The sequence below is a fragment of the Oleiphilus sp. HI0067 genome, from assembly GCF_001635735.1.
In genome coordinates this window covers 1-1,778 of the sequence record NZ_LWFI01000870.1, presented here as the reverse complement: position 1 = coordinate 1,778, position 1,778 = coordinate 1, and the positions used below count along the sequence as shown (strand labels likewise).

General features: G+C 44.4%; 2 protein-coding genes. Both read right to left on the bottom strand.

The window, feature by feature from the left end; genetic code table 11:
* Positions 1-121: 121 nt before the first annotated feature.
* Positions 122-367: a YheU family protein gene (locus tag A3739_RS09555; RefSeq protein ID WP_068473505.1), complete on the bottom strand. Its 246-nt coding sequence runs from the start codon at positions 365-367 to the stop codon at positions 122-124.
* Between the two features lie 29 nt (positions 368-396).
* Positions 397-1,778 (bottom strand): molybdopterin dinucleotide binding domain-containing protein (locus A3739_RS09550; RefSeq protein WP_231877057.1); only part of this gene is annotated, 1,382 nt, incomplete at its 5' end.

Below are 1,778 nucleotides of genomic sequence, written 5' to 3'. Positions count from 1 at the left end.
GGCCATCTCGCTGATAGTCTTGCACCAAATCAGGGGTGTACGCATTCTTACCCCGCTGAAAACGATCTTTCCCAGCGCGCTTGAATAATTCTTCTTCACCTACAAGAAATTTAGACATGACTTACACGTCGTAAGAGGCATCAGCCTTTGGCTGTTCAGGAAGGTCTTTTGTGGCCAATAAATAAGCACTCTCTTCGTACTCGCTATACCACAAAACAAGATCGCCGTTATCAAGCGCAGCACGTGCGCTATAAATGCGATCTTCGATCGGCGATTCCACGTCATTTAGACCCCAAGCGCGAAGACAGTATTCTTTTAACAAACCTTCAAGCGCTTCTTCGCTTACGTCCTTACGGGGAATCACCATATATACAACTCTACAGTAAACTTAATGCTTTAACTTACCGCTTTCGTTGTTTTCTTGGTAGTGGTTTTTCGTCGCTTTTTTGTAGCAGTTGAAGCAATCGCTTCAACACGCACAGGCATACCATTTAGAGCTGAAGTACCCGTTAACTTATCGACGAACTGATCAGAAATAAGGACATTAAGGTTCACCCCTGGCTTCTGACTTGCCACAGAAAGTCGCGTCCCTTCATGATCGTGCCCCCAACCGTGAGGAATACTCATAACGCCCGTCATAATGTCGTCTGTGACTTCACAAGGAATAGTGACCGCACCATAGTCAGAAGAAACTTTAACTAATTCACCATGTTTGAGCTTCAAACGTTTAGCATCTGCTGTATTGATCTGTGCTGTACAACGGTTTTTTCCTTTCACTAAACGCGACGTGTTATGCATCCACGAATTATTAGAACGTACATCTCGACGACCTATCAAAAGCATGACCGGCTCTTTGGTATTACTTAGTTCCTGCAAGCGCTTACGTAAGCGAGGCATATCTGTCATATAACTTTTTGGCACTATTTGGATATGCTTGTGTTTAGTAAACAGACGATCTGGCAAAGCAGACTGTAACGAACCAAGATCAACACCGTGCGGATAATTCTTCAGCGAGGCAATACATAAGCCTTTGCTCAGACCTCGGTTTTGGGAACCATACGGGCCGTTATCAAACGCTTTTCTTAAAGGATGCGATGGAGAGAAAATATCTTGAATCGTATCAATCAAAAATGCACCGATCGACGAAGTGCCCGGTAGCTGAGTTCCATAAGGCCCTATACGAAGCAAAACATCCAATACTCCATCTGGCCCCATTTGTTTCAGCGTGCGATAACGTGCAAGTTCTTTCACGCCATTCACTAAGCTACCACCAGCAGAGAGCCTATGCGTAAGCTCATGCATAATTTGCCAGTCATGCTTACTGTTCTTTGGTGCGTTAAATAAGGCAGGAGAATATTTCGCAACATTACGCACAGCCAACATATTTAAAGCTACATCATAATGCGACTGCTCTAACTGACTTGTGCCCGGAAGAATAAGGTCTGCGTGCTTCGTTGTTTCATTCAAATGACTATCGACGCACAGCATAAAATCTAAAGAATTAAAGGCTCTCTCTAGACGATTTGAATTAGGGCTAGAAATAACTGGGTTACCCGCAATCGTGATCATCGCACGAATTTGTTGCTCACCCTTTGTTTCGATTTGATCAGCGATAGCACTCGACGGTAGCTCACCACTAAACTCAGGCAAACCGGTAACCGTTTTAAAACGACCTGAGCTACCTTGCTCACCAAGATAGCTGCTAATTTCGACAAGGTCCGCAGCAGGCTTTGTAAACATTAAGCCACCGCGCTCATCCAGATGATTAGTCAGTATGT

Excerpts from the sequence above, each read along its gene's own strand:
- A3739_RS09555 (WP_068473505.1), bottom strand. The coding sequence starts at position 367 with ATGGTGATTCCCCGTAAGGACGTAAGCGAAGAAGCGCTTGAAGGTTTG.